Origin of the sequence: Streptomyces sp. NPDC007095, from assembly GCF_040634475.1 — a bacterium.
GTDB lineage: Bacteria > Actinomycetota > Actinomycetes > Streptomycetales > Streptomycetaceae > Streptomyces.
In genome coordinates, this window is the sequence record NZ_JBEYFS010000047.1 from 28393 (window position 1) to 47509 (window position 19117).

Below are 19117 nucleotides of genomic sequence, written 5' to 3' on the forward strand. Positions count from 1 at the left end.
CGACGTGGCCGTGCACCCGCCGCCCGTCCACAGAGATGCAGTACGGTGTTCAACCAATGGACGGGGTGGAACCGAGGAGAACACCGTGACACTGGAAGCCGCCGGGGTCACCGATGCCGAGGAGTCCGCCTACCGGATCCTGGTGACGATGAGCAACGCCTCGGCGGGTGACTTCGCGATCCGATCGGACGTCACCACCGTGGAGGCCGAACAGACCCTCGAGGCGCTCACGGCCAAGGGACTGGCCAGCCACACCGACGGATCACCGCGGCTCTACCGGGCCACACCGCCCGACGTGGCCCTCATGCCCCGGCTCAAACGCAACGCCGACGCCCTCGACCAGGCTCGCTCCACGGCCACCGCCCTGTTGGACACCTACCGGGACACCATGCGCCGACGCGACGCCGGTGAACTCATCGAGGTGATCACCGGGGCGGACGCGCTGCGCCAGCACCTCCGCCGCATCCAGGCGGACACCCGCGACGAGATGCTGTGGTTCTGCAAGGCCCAGTACGTGGCCATGCCCTCGGGCAGCAACCAAGCGGAGTTCGAAGCCCTGGCCCGTGGCGTGCGTTATCGAGCTCTCTACGAGAAGGCGTTCTTCGACGACGAGGGAGCCGTGGACAACGTTATCGAGGGCGTACGAGCCGGCGAAGTCGCCCGCGCGGTACCCCATCTGCCCCTGCGGCTCGCCGTGTCAGACCGCGCCATCGCCATCTGCCCCCTCGTACCCGGCGGTCCGCACGGCAGCCCCGAGGAACCCACCGCGGCCCTCGTGCGCGACAGCAGTCTCCTCGCCGCGCTCATCGCGCTCTTCGAACGCTACTGGGACGACGCCGTCCCTCTGCGCGTCGACGACTCCGGAACGGTCAGCGGCACCGACGGGACGTCCGGCGCCGACTCTCTCTCCAGCACGGACCGACGGCTGCTCTCCCTGCTCGTCGCGGGCGTCACGGACAAGGCGATCGCCTCGCAAATGGGCCTGAGCAGGCGTACGGTCCAACGTCACATCCAGCAACTGATGACGTTCGCCGGGGCGGCCACCCGTATGCAACTGGCCTGGCAGGCCGCTCGCCGGGACTGGGTGTAGCGCGGACGGGCCCGGCGCCCGTCTCCCGGCCGTACGTGCCCGCCACCGATAGGAGTCCCCATGACCGACGGTTCACTCATCGTGGAAAGCCTGAAGGTCGGTACCCACCTGAAGGACCTGCGGATAGAAACCCGGGAGATCTATCGGTTCCGTCCGCAGAACGTCGGGGCCGGGCAGCCGGACGTCTGGACGGTCATCGAGTTCAGCGTGGCGGCGGCGCGCGCGGCGGATGTCGCCGAGGCGATCTCGGAGGCATTGGACCAGCCGGGTTGGTACGCCGATCTGCGGTCCGCCGACGAGACGTTCGTGGTGTTCCCGGGGCGGGTGCTGCGGTACGCGCGGGGCGACCGCGCGGCACGGGCCGAGGCCCGGGCGGTGGGCTGGACCTTCGGGGTCCCGGAACACCAGCTCGACTGGTCGGAGTAGCGAGCGTACGCGAGCCGGGAGGCCGGGGCGCTGTCCGCGGCCCGGCCCCCTCGCCCCCGCGCTCAGGCGCGCGAACGCGTCACGTTGACGTCCGCCGCCCGCACGAACGCCACCCGGTGGCCGAACTGGATCTCGTAGTACATGTCCTTGCCGATCACGACCTTGTGCGGTGCCGTGTCGAAGGTCGGCGCGTAGAAGTACTCGCCCGGCACCTTGTCACCGGCGGCGTACTTCTGGCCTGCCAGGATCTTGTACGGGAGCGGCGAGACGGCCTGGACGGGGACGCCCGCCGGGTATGCCGCGGCCTCCGGATAGGCGCGCCCGTACACGGGGATCTCCGTGAGGCCCGCTTTGGGGGTCACGACCTGGCCCGAGGCGTTCACCGCCGTCGGCCGGCTCCGCGGGTTCTTGAACCAGGCCTTCTGGCCCAGGTACCAGATCGCCGTCCAGTCGCCGTCACGGTCCGCGACCGCGTACCGCTGTCCGGTGGAGACCCGTGAACCCACGTCGTTCACGTCGATCGTCGAGTCGTCGCCCTTGGGACGCAGCCCGATGTCCTTGATCAGAGGCGAGGTCTCGTCCGGCCGGGAGTAGAGCCGCACCTCGCTGGAGCCGTGCGCCGCGCAGGGCTCACCGCTGGTGACACAGCCCGTGTACCGGGGCTGGTTCTCCGCGAAGTGCGGCAGCACGGTGACCAGACCGCCACTCGTCCTTGTCTTCGTCGCAGGCTGGAAGGGGTGGCCGAGCAGGGTGAAGTAGTGCTGCCAGTCCCAGTACGGGCCCGGGTCCGTGTGCATGCCGGGGATGGTCGACGTGGTCGGACCGGGCACGTTGTCGTGGCCCAGGATGTGCTGGCGGTCCAGCGGAACGCGGTACTTGTCGGCGAGGTAGTTCACCAGCCGCGCCGAGGCGCGGTACATCTCCTCCGTGTACCAGGCGTCCGGCGAGGCGAGGAATCCCTCGTGTTCCAGGCCGATCGACTTGGCGTTGATGTACCAGTTGCCCGCGTGCCAGGCCACGTCCTTCGCCTTCACATGCTGGGCGATGTGACCGTCGGTCGAGCGCAGGGTGTAGTTCCACGACACGTAGGTCGGGTCCTGGACCAGCTTCAGAACGCCGTCCCAGCTGCCCTCCGTGTCGTGGATGACGATGTACTTGATGCTCTGCGACGCGGGCCGGTCACCGAGGTCGTGGTTCCCGTAGTCACCGTCGCCGAACTCCGAGTACGGGGCCGGGATCCACTCGCAGGACACGGACGTGGGGCACTCCGTGTTCGTGGCGGAGACGGTACGCAGCCCGGCCCGCCGCAGCGGCGCGGTGTCGGGGCTCAGTCCGGGCCGGGCGGCGAGCGCGACCTGCTGACCGGCGTCCGTGGTGCGCTCCTCGCCCTGGCGGATCACCTCGTAGACGTCATTGGCGTAGGTCGCCGCGGTCGCGGTGTCGTCCGCGCCGGAGAAACGCGCCACCGCGCCGTACCAGTCGGCCGCGTCGTCGCTCAGCGGCTCGCCGAGGTCCTTCTGCGCGGCCGCCAGGAGCGCGGCCCCGCCCGCCACGTTCGCGGCGGCGTCGGTACGCAGCCGCTCCTCGGGCAGGCCGGTGAGCCGGGCCGCCTTCGGCAACGTCTTCAGCCTGTCCGGGAGTTGGGAGTTCCGCGGCACCTGGGTGGTGGGCAGCAGGGGCGGGCGCGAGCTGTCGCCACGGGCGTCCTCCGTGCCCTCGCTGTGGTGCGGTGCCTCCGCGATCGCCGTCCGCGCGTCGGTGAGATGCATGGGGCCGTAGCCGCCGCTGACGCTCGGCGCGCCCGCGTGCGCGTCCCAGCGGGACTGGAGGTAGGAGACGCCGAGCAGGACGCTCAGCGGCACGTGGTATTCGGCGGCAGCGCCGGCGAAGGCCCGCTGGAGCTCTGCGGCGGACGCCTGCGCGGGGCTGCTCGACGGGGCCGCGCCGAGCAGCGGCAACAACAGCGCCGCCGAGGCGACGGCGCCCGCGGTACGGCGCGCGCGTCTGTGCCCGGCAGTGGCCTCGGGGTCGATGAAGGATCCTCGCAATGCAGCCTCCTGGGACGGTCGAGCGCGGCGGGGCGTGCGGGGCCGATCGTGGGTCAGTGGTATCGGCTCTCCGACGATCCGTCAATCTTGCCCAGGAGCAGGCGATTTCTCTTGTCGAGGCGGGGCGAACGGGTTTTCGTGGCGGCAGTGGGACGGCCTGCAAGGCGTCAGTGGAGTGGACCCCTGGCGCGAACGGGTGAAGATGCCCGCGGGAGAGATGCCGACGGGGGAAGAGCCGCTCGCCGTACATCGGTGCCGCACGGCAGGCCCCGCACGACGAAGGCCCGCGGCGCGCCGCCGTTCAGGCGCACCGCGGACCTTCGTCCCCGTCAACGAGTGCCGACCGCCGCTCGAACGGCCCGACGGGCCATCTGGCAGTCGTCGTGCAGCCGCCGCAGCAGCAGCCGCTGTTCCTCGCCGGACGGCGCAGCACCCGGATGGGCCGGTCCCGGTGCCGCCGGGGTCGCGTCGTGCATCGAACGCTGCACGGCCGTCTCGTACGTACGGATCTCCCGGGTCAGTACGAGCATCAGGTTCACCAGGAAGGCGTCGCGCGCCGCGGGACCGGCGGACTGCGCGAGCTGACTGATCTGGCGGCGCGCCACGGGAGCGTCACCGAGGACCGCCCACAGCGTCGCCAGGTCGTAGCCCGGCAGGTACCATCCCGCGTGCTCCCAGTCCACCAGTACTGGACCGGCCGGTGAGAGCAGGATGTTCGACAGCAACGCGTCCCCGTGACAGAACTGGCCCATGCCCTGACGGCCCGCCGAGTGCGCGATGCCGTGCACCAGCTTCTGCAGGTCGCCCATGTCCCGGTCCGTGAGCAGACCCAGCTCATGGAAACGGGAGATCCGCTCCGCGTAGTCCAGCGGGGCGTCGAACGTCCCCGCCGGCGGCCGCCACGCGTTCAGCCGGCAGATCGCACCCAGTGCCGCCCGGATGTCCGCGCGGGGCGGCGCCTCCGCCGGGTGCCGCTGCAGCGCGGCCACCCGCCCCGGCATCCGTTCGATCACGAGGGTGCAGTTGTCCGGGTCCGCCGCGATCAGCCGGGGCACCCGGACCGGCGGCCTATGCCGCACGAACGATCGGTATGCCGCTATTTCGTGCCTGATCCGCTCCGACCAGATCGGGGAGTGGTCCAGTAAACACTTGGCGACCGCCGTGCTGCGCCCCGTCGTGCCGACGAGGAGCACGGAGCGCCCGCTGCGGCGCAGTACCTGGACCGGAGCGAACTCCGGACAGATCCGGTGCACCGACGCGATCGCCGTGCGCAGCTGCGCGCCCTGAGGGCCGGACAAGTCGAGTCTCCCGCTGAGCGGTTGGGTGCCGAGCCCCGGAACGCGCCGCGTCCTGCCGGCGCCGAGCACGGGGGCAGCCGGTCGAGCGGGGTCGAGGTAGGGGCCGCTGCCCGCCGCCGCCGGGCGGGGGTGAAGCGACCGGGGCGGAGCGGACACGGAGGACGATGCTGTGTACATGGGCGAAACAGATCCCTTCGTGTGCCTGCAAGTTGCTGCGCTACCCGCCCCGGCAGCCCTGGTGCACCCTGGGGAATGTCCCTCGGCGACCGGGTCGGGGTGGCGCTTTCCTACCTGACACCGGATGCCCAGTGGCAGACCATCTGGCGCACCCTGGCGAACCCTGGCGAATAGTCGCTCAGCAACTGACAGAGGGTTACTGTCAACTCAGCCGAGAACCTGGGGGCTTGACGTGAACGGACAACCCAACACTCGTCTGTCGGATCTGTTCGGCCTGGCCGGCTGGTCCAAGGGCGAACTCGCGAGGCTGGTCAACAAGCAGGCGGCGGCCATGGGCCACCCCCAGCTGGCGACCGACACCTCACGGGTGCGGCGTTGGATCGACATGGGAGAGATCCCGCGCGATCCGGTTCCGCGAGTGTTGGCGGCGCTTTTCACCGAGCGTCTCGGCCGTGTCGTGACCATCGAGGACCTCGGTCTGGTGCGGCACGGGCGTGTGGGGAAGCGGCCGGGCGGCGGGAATGTGGAACATCCCGACGGTGTGCCGTGGGCGCCCGAGCGAACCGCTGCGGTCCTCACCGAATTCACGGGAATGGACCTCATGCTCAACCGACGCGGCTTGGTGGGCGCGGGTGCCGCGCTCGCCGCGGGATCCGCACTCAGCAGTGCCATGCACGATTGGCTCCACACCGATCCGGCCCTCGCGGCCGACGCCCCTGTAGTCGACGATCCCCTGCACGCCGACCCCGCTGGGTTCGACCGTTACGAGGCCGCCCCCATCGGGTCGCAGGAGATCGAGGAACTGGAGCGCTCGGTCGAGGTGTTCCGGGCCTGGGACGCGGCCCGCGGCGGCGGGTTGCAACGCAAGGCCGTGGTGGGCCAGCTCAACGAAGTGGGAGGCATGCTCTCCTACCGACACCCTGACCATCTGCAGCGGCGCCTGTGGGGCGTCGCCGCCAATCTCGCCGTCCTCGCGGGCTGGATGTCGCATGACGTCGGCCTGGAGCCCACGGCCCAGAAGTACTTCGTCATCGCCGCGCACGCGGCCAGAGAAGGCGGCGACCGGCCGCGCGCCGGAGAGGCGCTCTCCCGCGCCGCCCGTCAGATGGTGCACCTGGGCCGGCCCGACGACGCCCTGGACCTGATGAAGCTCGCCAAGTCGGGCTCGGGTTCCGAGATGTTGCCGCGCACCCGGGCCATGCTCTACACGATCGAGGCCTGGGCTCAGGCGTCGATGGGCAAGGGCCAGGCCATGCGGCGCACCCTGGGGGAGGCGGAGGACCTCTTCGTCTCCGACAAGGGTGATGTGCCACCGCCGAGCTGGATGCAGATGTTCGACGAGGCGGACATGCACGGCATGCAGGCCCTGGCCTACCGGACGCTCGCGGAGCACGACCCGGCCGCGGCGACCACGGCGCAGCGCCACGCCAAGGAAGCGTTGCATATGCGGGAGAACGGGCGGCAGCGGTCACAGATCTTCGACTGGCTGTCGCTGGCCTCGGCGTGCTTCATCGCGGACGACCCCGAGCAGGCGGACCGCTACGCCCGGCTGGCCCTGGTGTCGATGGGGGCGAACTCCTCCCACCGCACCTGGGACCGACTGCGTGAGATGTACCGGCTCACCGCCGAGTACTCCGGCTACCCGAAGATCCACGAACTGCGTGAGGAGATCCAACTCGCCCTCCCCAAGAGCTCGCTCAGGCCGAAGCGCGGGGGCACCACCACACAGGCGTGAGCACTCCTGCCTGTGTGTACAGAAAAAGTTCCAGGTCAAAGGGTTCCTAGGGTTCCAAGTCGGGGTCTTCGAGCAGGTCCCGGCGAGGTCTGATCCCGGTGAGGTCTATGAGCCGATCCTGGCGATGAGCACGCAGGCGTCGTCCTCGCGCTCACTCTCGCCGAATTCCTCTACAACCGTCCGTACGCAGTCCTGGGCCGTGCGGGCTCCGTGGAAGCGCGGGGCCAGGTCGAGCAGCCTCTGGACGGCTTGCGCTCCATAGTGCCCGGGGACCAGTCCGTCGGTGTGCAGGAGCAGTAGGTCGCCGTCTTCGAGGGTCTCTTCGGCCTGCCCGTAGACGGCCCCCGAGGTCGCGCCGAGCAGCACGCCGTCCGGCGCTGCCAGCATGTGCCCCGTCCCGTTGCGGAACAGCAGTGGGGCGGGGTGTCCTGCCTGCGCCCAGGTGAGGGTGCGGGTCTCGGGCCGGTAGCGGCAGCAGACCGCGCTGCCGAGGGACGGCTGCACCGAGGCGTCGAGCAACTGGTTGAGCCAGGACATGAGTTGTCCGGGCTGGGTGCCCGCGACGGCCATGCCGCGCAGGGCGCCGAGCAGCATCGCCATGCCCGAGGCGACGGTGACGCCCTGCCCTGTGAGGTCACCGACACTCAACAGCGTTGCTCCGTCGGGCAGTTCCATCGCGTCGTACCAGTCGCCGCCGATCAGCGTGCTGTTCGAGGAGGGCAGATGGCGGGCGGCGAGGTCCAGAGCCTCGGGGCCCCGCTGCGGGAACCGCAGGGAGCCGCGCCAAGGCGGCAGCACGGCCTCCTGCAGCTGGACCGCGAGCCGGCGCTCGCTCTGCGCCTGGTGCCGATGCAGCTGAAGCGACTCACGGGTCTCGCTCACCGTCCGCTGGCTACGGCGCAGTTCGCTGACGTCGCGCAGCACGGCCCACATCGCGGCGGTGCTGCCGTCGGTGTCGAGCACGGGCTCGCCCATCATGTGAACAGTGCGCACCCCGCCGTCGGGGCGCACGATGCGGAACTCGCCGTCGATGGGCTTCGCGTCGATGAGGCAGTCGGTGACCATCGCCGTCAGCATCGGCCGGTCCTCGTCGAGCATCAGCGACGGCAGTTCGTCGAGGGTGAGCGGGGGAGCGGCGGGGTCGCGGCCCAGGATGTCGTAGAGCTCTCCGGACCAACTGGCCTCGTCCGTGAGCAGGTTCCACTCGGCACTGCCCACCCGGCTGAGCAGCGAGCCGCGCCGGGGTCCGGCCGGCACAGCCGGTGCGGGGGGCGGGTCGGCCGGCTCCGTGGGCACGGGCGGGGGTCCGTCCCGCAACTGTGCCAAGTGCTCGTCGAGGTCGTTGAGTTGGTGCATCGCCAGATCGCACAGTGCGCGCTGCCAGCGTCCTTGGGGGTCTGTGCCGTCGAAGGGCGCGTCCCGCCGTACGGCGTCCACCTCACCGCGCAGCCGTCGCGTCTGCGAAATGAGCGCGTCGACCGAGCCGCGCTGGGGCGGCTGGGCGGCGGGGCGGTCCGCAGAGAGATGGGACGGCATGACGCACTCCGATGGGGGACGGTACGACCAAGGCTGGGCGGAAGGACCGTTACGACTGTTGCACAGGCTGCGACGCCCTGTAAGGGATTTGGCAACACACGATCCGGTGGTGCTTCTGGCATATGCCGTAGTCCAGGCGGACGATCCGACCGGCATTGATTCGGTACGCGGGTCGCGCGCCCAAGTCGTAGAAAGCGTACGTGACTTGAAGGTCCCCAGGAGTAGCCGAGACCCCCTTCAAATCTTTGTTCGACGGTCATATGTACGCGGCGTGTCCATGCTCCGGAGTGAAGTGCCCCCCGTTCACAGTGAACGGACGAAGTCCCGTACCTCCTCCTCGTAGAGGGGTGTGGGATCGACGCCCATCGAGGCGAAGTTCTGCTCGATCTCCAGACTCACCAGGCCGTGCAGATGGGCCCAGAGCATCGTGGTCCGCGCGGCGACCGCCGCCGGGACGTCCTCGACTCCGCGGAGCTTCATCCACTCCCCGAACTGGCCCTCCGAGCCCTCCGGAGCCGTCGCGTCCGGCGCCGCCAGGGCACTCGTCACGTTCAGTACGACGTTCATGGCCGGCTGGGAGGCCTCGACCAGTCGCGTGGACTGCGCGTCGTACCCCGGCAGGGGCGCTCGGAACAGCAGCCGGTAGCGGTGCGGCTCGCCGCGCGCCCACTCGCGGTAGGCCCGGGCGACCGCGGCCAGGCGTGCGACCGCGTCGCTCGCGGCGGCGTCGGCCGCGCGGGCGAGTGCGGACGCAAGGTCGCCGTAGGCGTCGATGACCAGTTCGGTCAGCAGGCTGTCCCGGTTGGCGAAGTAGCGGTAGAGGGCGGGCCCGGTCATGCCCAACTGCTTGGCGATGGCGTTGAGGGACAGTGCCTCCGGACCGCCGTCGGCCAGTTGCCGCAGTGCTGCGGCCTTGACCTCCTCCCGTACCTGCGCGCGGAACCGATCGCGCGGTCCAGGTCCCGTCCGGCTCTCCGCCATGTCATCGCCCTCTTCGTCTGCCCGCAGGGGTCGCTCCCTGGCGTATGCGGCACAGAGGAGCATGCTTTCGTTTGATCCTATAGCGAACGCATGAGCCGATAGCGTTCGGCGGCGGCGTTCGGCCGCAGGGGTACGGCAACCGCAAGTACGACCTCACGACGGCCGGCCCCAACCGCTTCCTGCGCCGGTTCAAGGGGGACGCGACACAGGCGGGCAAGTCGGCCGAGGTGAGCACCCGTTACGCCACCGAACCGGGCACCGGCAAGACCGCCCTCTACTTCAAGATGACCAACTCCTCGGCTGCCGCGGTGAAGTTCACGATCACCGCGAACCAGTACCGCGGCGAGGGGCCGTGGACGTACACCGTCGCCGCGGACGGTTCCGCCGAGGGCTACTTCAACGCCGTCGCGCATCAGAACGGCTGGTACGACTTCACGATCACCGTCGACTCCGACGCGAGCTGGTCGCGCCGGTTCACCGGGCACATCGAGACGGGCACGGCGAGCGTCAGCGGCTGGTCACGCGTAGAGGTCCGGGCGCGGGGCGAGTTCGACGGTCACCCGGCCGCCGCTCTCCAGCGCCCGGACCCCCGCCTCGGCGACGGCCGAAGCCGCGTACCCGTCCCAGGCGCCCGGCCCGGTCACCTTCCCCTCCCGGGTGGCGTCCACCCAGGCCTGCACCTCGCGGTCGTAGGCGTCGGCGAACCGTACGAGGTAGTCCTGCGCCACCTCCTCGCGGGCACCGCCCGCCGTCGTCACCACCATGGTGTGCTCGTCCCCGATCCGCGCGCTCCCGGACTCGCAGACCGCCTCGCAGCGCACCTGGTAGCCGAAGCCGGAGTTGACGAAGACCTCGACGTCGACGAGAGCGCCGTCGGCCGTCTCGAACACCACGAACTGGGGGTCGAGAAGGCCCTCGGGGGCACCCGCGGACGGCCGTGGGCGCAGCACGGTCACGGCGGTGAGCTCCTGGTCGAGCAGCCAGCGCGCCGCGTCGATCTCGTGCGAGACGGAGCTGTTGACCAGCATCGCCGAGGTGAAGCCGGGCGGGGAGGACACATTGCGGTGCGTGCAGTGCAGCATCAGCGGACGGCCCAGCCGCCGACTGTCCAGCAGGGACTTCAGGCGCTGGTATTCGGCGTCGTACCGGCGCATGAACCCGACCTGCACCAGTCTCCGGCCGAGCCGCGCCTCCGCCTCCACCACCCGCAGCGCCCCTGCCGACTCCGGCACCATCGGCTTCTCGCACAGCACCGGCAGACCGCGATCGAAGGCCGCGAGCAGCGCCTCCTCGTGCGCGGGCCCGGGGGAGGCGATCAACACCGCCTGTACGCCGGGCGCGTCGAGGGCCGCCGCCACCTCGGTGTGCACCGAGACACCGTCGATGCCGGCGACGGCGTCCTTGGCGCGCCCGGTGTCGGGATCGGCCACCGCCGCGACCCGGGCGCCGTTCACCACCCGATCGATCCGCCGTACATGGTCGGCCCCCATGTGGCCCGCACCCAGGACCGCGACACCCAACAGCTCACTCACGCGCTCACCTCTCCGGCAGACAGCCCTGGAGGCGATTGTCTGCCGGAATGATCAGTAGCGCAGCACCCCGGCGATGCCTTTCGCGTCACCGAGACTGCCGTCGGGGACGAAACGGACCTCCGCTCCGGTATCCAGACACTGTTCGACGATCTCGTCGACGATGTCCTCGCGGGCGTCCAGATCACCGCTCTCGGCCGGGACCAGATGGTCGCCGCCGTCGTCGCGTACCGTCACGCGGTAGTTCTCCTCGACGGCCAGCAGCCGGATCCGGGCCTGGGAGGCGTTCTGCCACACCTCGTCGACTCCGGCCGCGAACTCCTTGCGGCCACGGGCCGACTCCAGCTCCCGGGCCACCGCGTCGGTGTCCCTGCGCTCCTCCGCGCTGATCAGCGGACGGACCGCCTGCCACACGGCTTCGGGGGTCCCGTGCGCGAGTCCGCCGTGCGGGATGTGCGTGGCCTCCGTGGTGACCGTGCCGACCTCGTCGAGGAGGGAGAGCGCGGCGGTCTCGCCGGTGACGTACAGCGGACGCGGATCCTCGCGCAGTACGGCGCTCATCGCGGTGTCGGCGTCCCGCACGAAGTGCTTGGTCCGCTCGTCGCGGAAGGTGCTGGGCAGGTCTCCGATGCGCTCCTTGCGCTCGGCGTTCGGGTCCTCGAGGCTGCGGGTCCGCGGGAAACCGCCGATGCGCTCCTCGGTGACCCGGTCGGCGCCGCCGTTCCACAGCGTCACCCGGTCGGCAGACACAGCGAGCACCCAGAACGGCCGCTCCGATACCTGCGCGGCGACGAGGTTGCGGGTCAGGAAGGTGTCCGAGAGCACCACGCGCTCGGGCACCGTGCGGGCCAGCGACCACACCTGGTGCTCGCCGGGCGCCGCGAAGATCGCGAGGCCCTCCTCCGCGTGCGCCAGGTCGACCTCGGCGAGGGCCTGGTCGAGCTGCTGGACGAGGTCGGTGCGCCGTTCGCGGGTGACCGCCGGATCGGACTCGATCTGTTTCTTGGCCTCGGCCACGACATTGCGCAGCCGGACCGGATCCTGGGCGTTGTCGGGTTCGCGGCGGTGCGTGGGCGTCAGCACCGACACCGCGGGATAGGGCCGCGGCCTGCGCAGCTTGGTGAGGGTCGCTGGGCTGAGTGCGTGCTCCATAAGAGCACGATAGAGCCGATTCAGTTATCGGGCATTTGGGGCAATTGATTGTTAGTGTCGCTCGGGTCTCCAGATGACGTTCCCCCGCGTCGTCGCACGACGACGCCCGCCTTGGCAGGACGCCCATGACGCAGGCCGACACCGAAACCCGTGCGGCCCCGGCCGCCAAACTGACGCTGCCGACCCTCACCACGATGGTCGTCGGCTCCATGGTCGGCGCCGGGGTCTTCTCCCTGCCCCGTCTCTTCGCCCAGGAGACGGGCGTGGCGGGCGCCCTGATCGCCTGGGCCGTCGCGGGCACCGGAATGCTGATGCTCGCCTTCGTCTTCCAGCGGCTCGCGGTCCGCAGGCCCGACCTCGACGCGGGCGTGTACGCGTACGCCAAGGCCGGTTTCGGCGAGTACCTGGGCTTCTTCTCGGCGTTCGGCTACTGGGCCAGCGCCTGCGTCGGCAACGTGACGTACTGGGTGCTCATCATGTCGACGATCGGGGCGATCGCTCCGGCGCTCGGCGACGGTGACACCGTGCTCGCCGTCGCCCTGTCCTCGGTGGGTCTGTGGTGCTTCTTCTTCCTCATCCGCAGAGGGGTGAAGGAGGCCGCGGCCATCAACCGGATCGTCACCGTCGCCAAGGTCGTGCCGATCCTCGTCTTCGTCGTCCTGGCGCTCTTCTACCTCAAGCCCCATGTCTTCGCCGAGAACTTCGCCGGCGCCGACTATGCCGGTTCGCTGTTCAACCAGGTCAAGGGCACCATGCTGGCCACCGTCTTCGTGTTCCTCGGCGTGGAGGGCGCGAGTGTGTACTCACGGCACGCCCGGCGCCGCGATGACGTCGGCCGGGCGACCGTTCTCGGCTTCCTGAGCGTCTTCGCCATCTTCGCCTCCGTCACCATCGTGTCGTACGGACTGCTGCCGATGAGCCAGATCGCCGAGCTGCGACAGCCCTCCATGGCCGGGGTCCTGGAGAGCGCGGTCGGCACCTGGGGCAAGGTCTTCGTGAGCGTCGGCCTGATCGTCTCGGTGCTCGGCGCCTATCTCGCCTGGACGTTGATGGCGGCCGAGGTGCTCTTCGTCGCGGCCGGGGACGAGGACATGCCCCGCTTCCTCGGCCGCTCCACCGCCGCCGACGTGCCCGTGCCCGCGCTGCTGATGACGACACTGCTCACCCAGGTCGTGCTGGTCGTCACGCTGTTCTCGGACGACGCGTTCAGCTTCGCGCTCGACCTGACCAGCGCGCTGACCCTGATCCCGTTCCTGCTGGCGGCGGCCTTCGCCCTGAAGAGCGCACGGGGAAGGCCCGGCGGTGACCTGGCCGTCCCCGCGCTCGCCACCCTCTACACCGCGTTCCTGCTCTACGCGGCCGGGCCGAAGTACCTTCTCGTCTCCTTCATCGTCTACGCGCCCGCCACGGTGCTGTTCGTGCTGGCCCGGCGCGAGCAGGGCAGACGGCTCTTCTCAACCCGGGAACTCGTCATCCTTCTCGTCTCGATCGCCGGCGCGGTCCTGGGGATCGTCGCCCTGGCACTGGGCTGGATCAGCCTCTGACCCGCCCGTCCCCGCCCCGGAGAAAGGCACACCGTGACCAGTCAACACACCACCGGCCGCCCGGCGTACGGCGTCCACTCCGAGGTCGGCAGGCTGCGCAAGGTACTCGTCTGCGCACCCGGTCTCGCGCACCGCAGGCTCACCCCCACCAACTCCGACGACCTGCTCTTCGACGACGTCATGTGGGTCGAGAACGCCCAACGCGACCACGCCGACTTCGTCAACAAGCTGCGCGAACGCGGCGTCGACGTCGTCGAACTGCACGATCTGCTCGCACGGACCATGGCGCTCCCCGTCGCCAGAGACTGGCTCCTGGACCGGAAGATCACCCCGAACGAGGTCGGTATCGGGCTCGTCGACGACACCCGCGCCTTCCTGGAGACGCTGGAACCGGCCCGGCTCGCCACGTTCCTGATCGGTGGTCTCGCCACCGCAGACCTGCCCGAGGACCACCGCTCCGCCTACCTCGCACTGGCCCGCGAGTCCACGGGCGTACGCGAGTACCTGATGCCACCGCTGCCCAACACCCTCTACACCCGCGACACGACCTGCTGGCTGTACGAGGGCATGACGCTCAACCCGCTGTACTGGCCGGCCCGGCACGACGAGACGCTCCTGATGAAGGCGATCTACACCTTCCACCCCGACTTCGCGGGCTCGACCGTGTGGTGGGGCGACCCCGAACGGGACTGGCGGGAGGCCACGTTCGAGGGCGGGGACATCATGCCGGTCGGCAACGGCGTCGTGCTCATGGGCATGAGCGAGCGCACCTCGCGCCAGGCCATCACCCAGGTCGCGGCGGCCCTGTTCGAGAACGGCGCCGCCGAGCACGTGATCGTCGCAGGACTGCCGAAGCTGCGCTCCGCGATGCACCTCGACACGGTCTTCACCTTCGCCGACCGCGACCTGGTCACTCTCTACCCGACCATCATGGACGCCGTCCGCACCTTCTCCCTGCGCCCGAGCGACAAGGCCCCCGGCATCGAACTCACCGACGAGGGCGCACGATCCTTCACCGAGGTCGTCGCCAAGGCCCTCGGGCTGTCCGAACTGCGGATCGTGGAGACGGGCGGGGACGTGTACGCCTCCGAGCGGCAGCAGTGGGACAGCGGCAACAACGCGGTCGCGCTGGAGCCGGGCGTGGTGGTCACCTACGACCGCAACACCCAGACCAACACCCTGCTGCGCAAGGCCGGGATCGAGGTCATCACCATCGTCGGCGCCGAGCTCGGGCGTGGACGGGGCGGCGGCCACTGCATGACCTGCCCCATCATCAGGGACCCGGTGGAATTCTGAACCAGCGGCCCGGTGGAGCTCAGGCCGTTCAGAACGCGTCCGGATCCGCCGCCTTCCAGTCAGCGTCCCAGGACGCGGGCGGCTCCGCGAGCAGCACTCCGGGCTCCAACCACTCGTAGAGCTCTGCGTACGACCGTACGGTCGCCGGGTCCGTGCGCCGGAGCAGCTGATGCGGTCCGAGCTCGGCCGGATCGCGTACCCCCATGGCGGCCATGATCCGGCTCGCGCTGCGGACCGTGGCCCGCTGGTAGTGGTGCACGCGCGCCGACCTGTCGGCCACGTCCAGGGCGCGTACCCGGCGCGGGTCCTGGGTCGCGACCCCGACCGGGCAGGTGTTGGTGTGGCAGCGCCGGGCCTCGAGGCAGCCGAGCGCGAACATCATCGCGCGGGCCGCGTTCGTGTAGTCGGCGCCCTGCGCCAGCCGTTTGACGATGTCCGAGCCGGTGGCGACCTTGCCGCTCGCGCCGATCCGCACACGGTCACGCAGCCCGGTGCCGACCAGCGCGTTGTGCACCGTGATCAGCCCTTCGGTCAGGGGCGTACCTAGGCAGGCGGCGAACTCCGGCGGCGCGGCCCCCGTACCGCCCTCGGCGCCGTCGACCACGATGAAGTCGGGCGAGACCCCCTCGGCGAGCATCGCCTTGCAGACGGCGAGGAACTGGCGGCGCGAGCCGACGCAGAGCTTGAAGCCGGTCGGCTTGCCGCCCGCCAGCTCCCGCATCCGGGCGAGGAAGCACACCAGCTCGCGCGGGGTCGAGAACACCCGGTGGTACGGCGGTGAGACCACCGCCTCGCCCTCCGGGACACCGCGGGCCCGGGCGATCTCGGCGCTCACCTTGGCGCCGGGCAGCACCCCGCCGATGCCCGGCTGCGCCCCCTGCGAGAGCTTCAGCGACACGCACTTGACCTCCGGCAGCGCGGCCTTGTCCGCGAACTCGCGTGCCTTGAAGCCCCCTTCCGGGGTGCGGCAGCCGAAGTACCCGCTGCCGATCTCCCAGATAAGGTCGCCGCCGCCCCGCAGGTGGTGGTCCGAAAGGCCGCCCTCGCCGGTGTCGTGCGCGAAACCGCCGAGCGCCGCGCCCCTGCTGAGTGCCAGGATCGCGTGCGAGGAGAGCGACCCGAAGCTCATCGCGGAGACGTTCAGCAGGGCCATGTCGTACGGCTGGGTGCAGTCCGGGCCGCCGACGCGCACCACGGGCGGCTCGTCAGGGACCTCGACCGGGCGCATCGACGGTTCCAGGTACTCGTACCCGTCCCCGTACAGGTCCAGCCCGGTGCCGAAGGGTTCCTCGGCCTCGACGCCCTCGGCGCGCTCGTACACGATGCCGCGTACATCACGGTCGTCGGGCCGCGGGAGGAGGCGGAGGTGACCGAGCAGGGGGTAGTTCCGCAGGACCGCGTGGCGGCGCTGGGTCAGATCCCGGGCGGCGAGCGCGGTCAGGGCGAGCAGTGCGGCGGCCGCCCACCACCACCAGGGCGAGACGGCCCATGCCAGGACCAGTGCCCCGGCCGCACCCAGGGCGACGAACAGCGGCAAGAGCATCCGGCGCACACCACGAGTCAAACCCATGGGACGGAAGGAGGCGAAAGCGGGCATGCCGATCGGGTCCCCCGAGGATGCCCCCCCGGGCGCCCCGGCGGATGTTGAGGAAGACTTTGCCCGTGGCCGATTCCCGTTCGCCGACGCCCGGCAGCGGGCCGATCCGTCCGTCCGCGGCGTGCAAAGCGCGACCGAAACCGTCGGGGTGACTGGGCCGGTCAGGTTACGTACGTGTTGACGGCACTCGCGCACATGACACAACCTCGTCATATAGCTGCTCAATACAACTGGTTTTGCGGAAGCGCTGGGCCGCCCATGAAACCTCAGGCTGGCGCGGTGTTCCCGGTGAAACCGGACGCGGGAGGTAACGCATGTGCGGCATCACCGGCTGGGTCTCCTTCGACCGCGACCTGCGCGCCGAGGCGGAGACATTGGATGCAATGACGGAGACGATGTCCTGCCGCGGCCCCGACGACCGCGGCACCTGGACCGAGGGGCCCGCGGCCCTCGGGCACCGCCGGCTCGCGATCATCGACCTGCCCGGCGGACGCCAGCCCATGACCGCCGAGACCCCGGACGGCACGGTCGCGCTCGTCTATTCGGGGGAGACCTACAACTTCACCGAGCTGCGCCGCGAGCTGACCGATCGCGGGCACCGATTCTCGACCGACTCCGACACCGAGGTGGTCCTGCGCGGCTACCTCGAATGGGGCGAGTCGCTCGCCGAGCGGCTCAACGGGATGTACGCCTTCGCGGTCTGGGACGGCCGCCACGACAAGCTCGTGATGATCCGCGACCGCATGGGCATCAAGCCCTTCTACTACTACCCGACCCCCGACGGCGTCCTCTTCGGTTCCGAACCCAAGGCGATCCTCGCCAACCCGCTGGCCCCGGCCCGGGTCCGCCTGGACGGACTGCGCGAGCTGTTCACCTTCGTCAAGACGCCCGGACACGCGATCTGGGACGGCATGCGCGAGGTGGAGCCCGGCACCGTCGTCACCGTCGAGCGCGCCGGGCTGCGCCGCCGCGTCTACTGGCAGTTGGAGACCCGGCCGCACTCCGACGACCGTGACACCTCCATCGCCACCGTCCGCTCGCTCCTCGAGGACATCGTGCGCCGCCAGCTCGTCGCCGACGTGCCGCGCTGCACCCTGCTCTCCGGCGGCCTCGACTCCTCCGCCATGACCGCGCTGGCCGCCCGGCAGCTCGGCGAGCACGGCGAGAAGGTCCGCAGCTTCGCCGTCGACTTCGTCGGCCAGGCCGACCACTTCGTCGCCGACGAGCTGCGGGGCACCCCCGACACCCCCTTCGTGCACGACGTGGCCCGCGCCTCGGCCACCGACCACCAGGACATCGTCCTCGACGCGCACGCCCTGGCCGACCTCGACGTCCGCGCGAAGGTGATCAGGGCCCGCGACCTCCCCATGGGCTTCGGCGACATGGACGCCTCCCTGTACCTGCTCTTCCAGGCCATCCGTGAGCACTCCACGGTCGCGCTCTCCGGGGAGTCGGCGGACGAGGTCTTCGGCGGCTACCTGCAGTTCTTCGACGAGGAGGCCCGCAGCGCCGAGACGTTCCCCTGGCTCGTCCGGTTCAGCCGGGACTTCGGCGACGACGCCGACGTACTGCGCCCGGACCTCACCAAGGCGCTGGACCTGGAGTCGTACGTCGCCGACGGCTACCGTACGGCCGTCGCGGGCATCCGGCGGCTCGACGGCGAGAGCGACTTCGAGTACCGGATGCGGCGGATCTGCCACCTCCATCTGACCCGTTTCGTCCGCGTCCTGCTCGACCGTAAGGACCGCGCGAGCATGGCCGTCGGCCTGGAGGTGCGGGTGCCGTTCTGCGACCACCGGCTCGTCGAGTACGTCTACAACACGCCCTGGTCCCTGAAGTCCTTCGACGGCCGGGAGAAGAGCCTGCTGCGGGAGGCGACCGCCGACCTGATCCCCAAGTCCGTGTACGACAGGGTCAAGAGCCCCTATCCGTCCACCCAGGACCCCAAGTACGCGATCGCGCTCCAGGAACACGCCAAGGACCTCCTGGCCCGGCCCGCGCACCCGGTCTTCGACCTCGTCGACCGGGAGCGGGTCCACCGGGCCGCCCACCGCGACAGCCCGCAGATCACGCAGGCGTCGCGGCGAGGCCTGGAACGCACCCTGGACCTGGCGCTGTGGCTGGACCTGTACGCCCCGGACGTGCTCCTTACCTGAGTGCCCGGTCGGCGGCTGCCTGCGAGGACTTCCACCACGAGGTCACCGGCTCCCACACCAGGACGACGCGACCGACGCCCAGCTCACGCGCGGTGAACGTACGGCCGAAGCGCGAGGGGTCCGCCGAGACGCCGATCGAGTCCGCCCGGCGGGCCTCCGGATCCGCCGGGTCGGCGATGGTCCGCAGGGCCGCGTACGCCGTCCGGCCCGCCTCCAGCAGGTACGGTCCGTTCTGCCCGGCGGGAACGGGCAGGGCGGCGCCGTCGAGGTCTCCGAAGACGACGGTCGGGATGCGATCGACGGTGCACGCCCGGGTGGAGCGGTTGGTGACGCCGAGGTGCAGCAGGGTGGGGTCGGCGGAGCGGTGGGCGTGGACGGTGACGGCCTTCTCGGCGCACCTGGCGGGCCGGGCGGCGGCCGAGCCGCTCTGAGGCACGGCGAGGAGCAGCGCCGCGGCGACGGCCGGGAGGGCGAGAACGGGTCGGATGCGCATCGGTGGGTTCCCCCTGTTTCGGTCACGAACAGTGTCATGAACGGTGAGCGACGGCTGCT

Annotated in this window: 14 protein-coding genes and 1 pseudogene; 7 read left to right on the forward strand and 8 right to left on the reverse strand. The window is 70.5% G+C overall.

The window, feature by feature from the left end; translation table 11 throughout:
* Positions 1-85: 85 nt before the first annotated feature.
* Positions 86-1090 carry a LuxR family transcriptional regulator gene (locus ABZ656_RS18070; RefSeq protein ID WP_101407228.1) on the forward strand — a complete coding sequence of 335 codons (1005 nt, stop codon included), beginning with the start codon at positions 86-88 and terminating at the stop codon, positions 1088-1090.
* Between the two features lie 60 nt (positions 1091-1150).
* A complete protein-coding gene (locus tag ABZ656_RS18075) occupies positions 1151-1516 on the forward strand; it encodes a hypothetical protein (protein WP_101407227.1) in 366 nt (121 codons plus the stop codon).
* A gap of 62 nt (positions 1517-1578) precedes the next feature.
* Here the strand turns inward: ABZ656_RS18075 and ABZ656_RS18080 are convergent, their stop codons facing one another.
* Entirely contained in the window at positions 1579-3564 is a 1986-nt protein-coding gene (locus ABZ656_RS18080; protein ID WP_101407226.1) for an N-acetylmuramoyl-L-alanine amidase, read from the reverse strand.
* A gap of 329 nt (positions 3565-3893) precedes the next feature.
* Complete coding sequence (locus ABZ656_RS18085; RefSeq protein WP_101407225.1) at positions 3894-5039, reverse strand: aminoglycoside phosphotransferase family protein; 1146 nt, start codon at positions 5037-5039, stop codon at positions 3894-3896.
* Positions 5040-5271: 232 nt separating this feature from the next.
* Between ABZ656_RS18085 and ABZ656_RS18090 the strand changes: the two genes are divergently transcribed.
* Complete coding sequence (locus tag ABZ656_RS18090) at positions 5272-6774, forward strand: hypothetical protein (RefSeq protein WP_101407224.1); 1503 nt, start codon at positions 5272-5274, stop codon at positions 6772-6774.
* Between the two features lie 105 nt (positions 6775-6879).
* On the opposite strand, the gene ABZ656_RS18095 is transcribed toward ABZ656_RS18090, so the two are convergent.
* Both ABZ656_RS18095 and ABZ656_RS18100 read right to left on the reverse strand, forming a co-directional pair.
* A complete protein-coding gene (locus ABZ656_RS18095; RefSeq protein WP_101407223.1) occupies positions 6880-8310 on the reverse strand; it encodes a SpoIIE family protein phosphatase in 1431 nt (476 codons plus the stop codon).
* Between the two features lie 303 nt (positions 8311-8613).
* Positions 8614-9291, reverse strand: coding sequence for a TetR/AcrR family transcriptional regulator (locus ABZ656_RS18100; protein WP_101407222.1), 678 nt, complete (start codon positions 9289-9291; stop codon positions 8614-8616).
* Between the two features lie 227 nt (positions 9292-9518).
* On the opposite strand from ABZ656_RS18100, the pseudogene ABZ656_RS18105 reads away from it, so the two are divergent.
* Positions 9519-9764, forward strand: a pseudogene (locus tag ABZ656_RS18105) (phospholipase domain-containing protein); the annotation flags it as partial.
* Positions 9765-9809: 45 nt separating this feature from the next.
* Here ABZ656_RS18105 and ABZ656_RS18110 read toward each other — a convergent pair.
* Entirely contained in the window at positions 9810-10823 is a 1014-nt protein-coding gene (locus ABZ656_RS18110) for a Gfo/Idh/MocA family oxidoreductase (RefSeq protein WP_101407221.1), read from the reverse strand.
* A 51-nt stretch (positions 10824-10874) separates the two neighbouring features.
* Positions 10875-11972: a chemotaxis protein gene (locus tag ABZ656_RS18115; protein WP_101407220.1), complete on the reverse strand. Its 1098-nt coding sequence runs from the start codon at positions 11970-11972 to the stop codon at positions 10875-10877.
* A gap of 125 nt (positions 11973-12097) precedes the next feature.
* Between ABZ656_RS18115 and ABZ656_RS18120 the strand changes: the two genes are divergently transcribed.
* Both ABZ656_RS18120 and ABZ656_RS18125 read left to right on the forward strand, forming a co-directional pair.
* On the forward strand, positions 12098-13516 hold the full coding sequence (locus ABZ656_RS18120) for a basic amino acid/polyamine antiporter (protein ID WP_101407219.1): 1419 nt from the start codon (positions 12098-12100) through the stop codon (positions 13514-13516).
* 33 nt (positions 13517-13549) lie between these two features.
* The gene (locus tag ABZ656_RS18125; RefSeq protein WP_360269060.1) at positions 13550-14812 is read left to right on the forward strand and encodes an arginine deiminase; all 1263 of its coding nucleotides are present in this window, start codon (positions 13550-13552) and stop codon (positions 14810-14812) included.
* Between the two features lie 28 nt (positions 14813-14840).
* Here the strand turns inward: ABZ656_RS18125 and ABZ656_RS18130 are convergent, their stop codons facing one another.
* On the reverse strand, positions 14841-16355 hold the full coding sequence (locus ABZ656_RS18130) for an FMN-binding glutamate synthase family protein (RefSeq protein ID WP_360269063.1): 1515 nt from the start codon (positions 16353-16355) through the stop codon (positions 14841-14843).
* Between the two features lie 368 nt (positions 16356-16723).
* On the opposite strand from ABZ656_RS18130, the gene asnB reads away from it, so the two are divergent.
* On the forward strand, positions 16724-18565 hold the full coding sequence (asnB, locus tag ABZ656_RS18135) for an asparagine synthase (glutamine-hydrolyzing) (RefSeq protein WP_360269066.1): 1842 nt from the start codon (positions 16724-16726) through the stop codon (positions 18563-18565).
* On the opposite strand, the gene ABZ656_RS18140 is transcribed toward asnB, so the two are convergent.
* A complete protein-coding gene (locus tag ABZ656_RS18140) occupies positions 18558-19058 on the reverse strand; it encodes a DUF4232 domain-containing protein (RefSeq protein WP_360269069.1) in 501 nt (166 codons plus the stop codon). The two genes, asnB and ABZ656_RS18140, sit on opposite strands and share 8 nt — an antisense overlap.
* Between the last annotated feature and the right edge of the window lie 59 nt (positions 19059-19117).